Origin of the sequence: Geminicoccus flavidas (assembly GCF_009806515.1) — a bacterium.
Classification (GTDB): Bacteria; Pseudomonadota; Alphaproteobacteria; order Geminicoccales; family Geminicoccaceae; genus Geminicoccus; species Geminicoccus flavidus.
In genome coordinates, this window is the sequence record NZ_WUJP01000196.1 from 1 (window position 1) to 3,981 (window position 3,981).

At 72.4% G+C, this 3,981-nt stretch carries 4 protein-coding genes; 2 read left to right on the forward strand and 2 right to left on the reverse strand.

The features are described 5' to 3' along the window. On the reverse strand, positions 1 to 498 hold a 498-nt coding region (rsmI, locus tag EQG76_RS05380), incomplete at its 3' end, for a 16S rRNA (cytidine(1402)-2'-O)-methyltransferase (RefSeq protein WP_235031214.1). A 37-nt stretch (positions 499 to 535) separates the two neighbouring features. Between rsmI and EQG76_RS05385 the strand changes: the two genes are divergently transcribed. Together EQG76_RS05385 and EQG76_RS05390 are read left to right on the forward strand one after the other, a co-directional pair. Further along, complete coding sequence (locus tag EQG76_RS05385; RefSeq protein WP_159711288.1) at positions 536 to 1,771, forward strand: penicillin-binding protein activator; 1,236 nt, start codon at positions 536 to 538, stop codon at positions 1,769 to 1,771. Between the two features lie 106 nt (positions 1,772 to 1,877). Then, a complete protein-coding gene (locus EQG76_RS05390) occupies positions 1,878 to 3,704 on the forward strand; it encodes a GGDEF domain-containing protein (RefSeq protein ID WP_159711290.1) in 1,827 nt (608 codons plus the stop codon). A gap of 40 nt (positions 3,705 to 3,744) precedes the next feature. Here EQG76_RS05390 and EQG76_RS05395 read toward each other — a convergent pair. Then, on the reverse strand, positions 3,745 to 3,981 hold a 237-nt coding region (locus EQG76_RS05395), incomplete at its 5' end, for an SDR family oxidoreductase (protein ID WP_159711292.1).

A 3,981-nucleotide genomic window follows, 5' to 3' on the forward strand; every position in this document is an offset into this window, starting at 1 on the left:
CCGCCGCGCCGCCGCCCTGGCCGGCAGGAAGCCCTGGAAGAAGAACCGGTCGGTCGGCAGGCCTGCCACCACCAGGGCTGCCAGCAGTGCCGAGGCGCCCGGGATCGGCCAGACGCTGCTGCCCTGGGCGATTGCCGCACCCACCAGCTTGAAGCCCGGGTCAGAGACCAGCGGGGTGCCGGCATCCGAGATCAGCGCCAAGGTCGCGCCTGCAGCGAGCTCGGCCAGGACCCTTGGCCTGACCGTCTCGGCATTATGCTCGTGATAGGGCTGCAGCGGCCGGTTCAGGCCCAGATGGGCGAGCAGGCGGCGTGAGATCCGGGCGTCCTCGCACAGGATACGGTCGGCGCCCGCCAGGACGTCGCGCGCCCGCGCGGTGACGTCCCCGAGATTGCCGATCGGGGTCGCCACCACATAGAGGCCGGGCGCGAGTTCTCCTTTCGCCCCGGTTCCGCTAGCTTCCCCCTCGTCGAACCCGTCCAACGGCTCGTTCGCCACGTCTGCCCTTTCCTCGGCCCCTTGAGGTGATCGCGTGATGCGCCCTGCGAAGACGACCCCGCTCGCCACCACGGTCGCGCTGGCCGGCATCATGCTCGTGGCGGCCTGCTCCCCGCAACGCCCGGTTCCCTGGCGCCAGACGCTGCCGAACCCGGACGTGGTGGCACCGCTGCCCGAAGCGCCGAAGGGACCACCCAAGGCCGCCCTGCTCCTGCCGCTGTCCGGCCCGTCCGAGGCGATCGGTCAGGACCTGATGGACGCCGCACAGATGGCCCTGTTCGATGCCGGGGAGAACCAGCTGGAGCTGCTGCCGTTCGATACCGGCAGCGAACCCGAGGGTGCGATGGTGGCGGCGCGCGCCGCGGTGGCCAGCGGCGCTGACGTGATCATTGGGCCGCTGTTCGCCCGCTCGACCACGGCCATCACCCCGATCGCCAACCAGGCGAATGTCGAGGTCCTCTCGCTGTCGAACGATTCGAGCGTGGCCAGGCCGGGCGTCTGGGTACTGGGGCTACAGCCCGAGGAGCAGGTGGAGCGGGTGGTGCGCTTCGCGGCCCAGAACGGCGTCAGCCGGGCAGCGACCCTGGCCCCGGCGGATGCTTATGGCGAGAAGGCGGTGCAGGCATTCCGCCAGGCCGCCGCCACGTCCGGACTGGAGCCCGCTGGGATCGACACCTACCCGCCTGCCGACAGCACCCCCAGTGATGCGGTGGGGCGGGTCGCCCGGGCGCTGGGCGTGGTGCCGTCGGATGGCCAGCGCCCGGCCACGCCGCCACCGCCGGGCGGCGCCGTGCTCTTGGCCGACGGGGGAGCCCGACTGCGCGCGGTGGCTTCGCTCCTGGCCTATCACGATGTGGACCCGGGGCAGATCCGGCACTTGGCGACCATGCGGCTTGCCGACGACCCCTCTGCCCTGCGCGACCCACAGTTGCAGGGGGCCTGGCTCGCCGGCCCGGCCCCGGAAGCGTCCGAGCAGTTCGCCGACCGGTTCAGCCAGGTGTATGGCCGCCCGCCCAGTTCGGTGGCGCTCCTGGCCTACGACACCACTGCGATGGTGGCGGGCCTGTCCCGGCTGGGGCCGCTCGAGCCCGCCCGCTACACCGACAGCCAGGGCTTTCTCGGCCGTGCCGGCATCTTCCGGCTCCTGCCGGACGGCCGCACTGAGCGCGGGCTGGCGGTCATGGAAGTGAACCAGGGCACGCTGCGCACGGTCGACCCAGCCCCGACCCTGTTCGGCGGTGGCATGGCGACGCTCGACGGCAGCAACTACTAAATCACCCGAAGGTTAATCCTTCCGAAGCTAAATCAACTTACACTTGTGCTGCCGGTCGAGCTGGTTTATCGAAATGTGACCAAGGCTCGGCACGTCAGGATGCGGCATGGTGCAGGACAACGGTCCGCGTGACAGGCCGCGATCCGGCCTCTTCGAGATGGCTGGCGCGTGGCGCGGGCCGCCGCTGGCCGGTCATGGGGCCAGCGTGACCAGCCTCGCCGCACGCTGGACCACTGGCCGGCATGCGGAGCGGCGGACAGCCATCCGGGTCCTGCTCCTGGGCGAGGATGCCGAAGGCACCGAGACGATCCGCCTGCTGCTCGAGCATGCCGGCAGCGAGCGCTATGTCTTCCGCTGGCTCATCGAGCCGCCGCTCGATTTCCGGCTGGACGGGACGAGCTTCGACCTGGTGATCGTGATGGCCGAGCCGGCGCTCGGCAGCGGCATGGCGACCTTCAGCGCCCTGCGCGCCGCCGGGCTCACCGCGCCGATCGTGCTGGCCAGTGCCGGCGTGGAGGACGACCTGGTCGAGCGCGCGGTCGACCTGGGCGTGGCCGACGTGCTGGACGCCACCGACCTCGACCTGCAGACCCTCGACCGTACGGTGCGGGCCGTGCTGGCGCGGGCCAGCCGCGACCGGCAGCTCTACCAGGCGGTCCGGCGCGACGACCTCACCGGCCTCGCCAACCGCGCCTCATTCCGCGACCGCCTGGATCACGGCCTGACCCTGGCGCGGCGCAGCGGCAGCAAGCTCGCCTTGCTGCTGGTCGACGTGGACGACTTCAAGTCGATCAACGACCGGTTCGGCCATCCGGGCGGCGACGAACTGCTGCGCCGGGTCGGCGAGCGGCTGCGCTCCAGGGTGCGCGAGAGCGACACCGTGGCGCGGCTGGGCGGCGACGAGTTCGGCGTGCTGCTGCTCAACATTGCCCAGCCCGAGGATGCTGCGGTGGTGGTGCGCAAGCTGCTGGATTCGCTGAAGCCGCCGATCGACCTGGACGGCCAGCCGGCCCAGGTGGCCGCCAGCATCGGCGTTGCGGTCTACCCGGACCACGCTCAGGAGGCCCAGCGCCTGATCCGGCTGGCCGATGCCGCGATGTACCGGGCCAAGCGCGCCAATGGCGGCGGCTGCTGCTGGCACGACGACAGCCGGCCGCTGGCCAGCCCCGATGCGGAGGAGCTCGCCACGGCCATGGCGACCGACGCCGTGTCCTTCGTGCTGCGCCCGCAGGTGGCACTGCAGGGGGGGCGGGTGGCGATGGGGATGCGGCCGGTCTGGCGCCACCCGCGCCAGGGCCTGCTCGACCTGCTCGCGATGCGGGCGCTGGTGGAGGAGGCGGGTGCGGTCGAGCAGCTCACCGAGCGCCTGCTGGCCGCGGCGGCGGCCAAGCTCGCCGAGTGGCAGCGGCATGGCTTCGGCAAGGCCCGCATCACCCTGCCCATGCTGTCGCGCCGGCGCCTGGCCTGGGCCGGCCTCGCCGATCGGATGGCGGCCGCGGCCAGCCGGCAGTCGATCCCGCCCGAGCGGCTGGAGATCGAGATCGACGAGCAGTTGCTGGTCGAGGATGCCCAGACTGGCGGCCAGGGGGCCGCGGCCTTCGCCCGCGCGGGCGTGCCGGTAGGCCTCGACCGGTTCGGCGCCGGCACCATGGCTGCCGGCCTGTTCACCACCGTGCGCCCCTCGTCGATCAGGCTCTGCCCGACTGCCCTGGACGCGGACGGGCCGGCCGACCGGCTGATCCTGTTCCAGGCGATCACCGCGCTCGCCCACCGTCTGCAGATCCACAGCATCGCCACTGGGGCCGACACACCCGGCCGGATGGAGCAGGCGCGCCGGATCGGAGTCGGCGCGGTCGAGACCGCCGTCGCCTGCATGCCGGCCGACGATCCCTGCCTGCCATGGCTGCGGATCGCGATGCGCCGGGCCGTCTGAACGGCACCAGGAGACGCCGGGCCGGGCCGGCGCAGCGACCTCAGGCCAGATGCATGCCGCCATCCGGCAGCAGCAACTGACCGGTCACCGACTCCGCCTGGAGGAGGTAGCGGAGCGCGCCCACGATCGCCGCGGCGTCGCCCGTCCCGCCCAGTGGTGCTCGTTCCGCCAGCCGGTTGAAGGTGGCATCGTCCATGTCCGGGTCGCGGATCGCCACGCCCGGCCCGATCGCGACCACGCGGATCGCAGGTGCGAGCTCGCGAGCCAGGATCCGGGT